The sequence below is a fragment of the Proteiniphilum sp. UBA1028 genome, assembly GCF_002316955.1.
Taxonomy (GTDB): domain Bacteria; phylum Bacteroidota; class Bacteroidia; order Bacteroidales; family Dysgonomonadaceae; genus Proteiniphilum.
Map to the genome: position 1 here is coordinate 56,440 of NZ_DCEN01000031.1, position 678 is coordinate 57,117.

Sequence of the window (678 nt, forward strand, 5' to 3'; positions counted from 1 at the left end):
GGCAGCTTCACTTCCTGCGGATTTGAAAACTCAAAATGAACATCAATCACAGGCCCTATGATTTGGGAAATACGCCCCATTAATTTAGACATAGAATAATTAAATGATTATTTGTCCGCACGTCAATTTGACGGCCGTTTTCACAAAGATACAAAAAAAAGAAGGGGGATTCAGGAATTAATATAAATTAGCACGGAACACAGGAAGAGCCACAAGCGAGACTTGAACTCGCGACCCACGCGTTACGAATGCGTTACTCTACCAACTGAGCTATTGTGGCTTGTTTAACAGGAATGCAAAAGTAGTAAAAAAAATGGAATGCAAAAAGAAAACGGGCAGCAAATAAGCCGCCCGTTTTCAGAAAAAAATCAATCTTTGTTATTTTGCATCGGCCAGCTTTTTATTTTGTTGATTGCTCAACATTTTATAAGCAACCGGAGCTGCCACGAACAGGCTGGTCACAGTCCCCACAACCACACCGATAAGCATGGCGAACACGAAGCTGCGTACCGCATCACCACCGAAGAAAAGGATGCAAATGATTACGAGGATGGTACTCAGCCCGGTATTGATGGTACGGGCAAGGGTCGCGTTCATGGAATCGTTAAACAACGCCAACAGCCCACGTTTCGGATAGAGTTGCGTGTATTCACGCACACGGTCAAACACCACCACCTT

At 44.1% G+C, this 678-nt stretch carries 1 protein-coding gene and 1 tRNA gene; both read right to left on the reverse strand.

Translation table 11 applies throughout. The features are described from left to right. Positions 1-207 precede the first annotated feature (207 nt). A tRNA-Thr gene (locus B3Z75_RS04310) sits at positions 208-280 on the reverse strand. Between the two features lie 98 nt (positions 281-378). After that, positions 379-678: hypothetical protein (locus B3Z75_RS04315; protein ID WP_294068126.1), on the reverse strand; the 300-nt coding region annotated here is incomplete at its 5' end.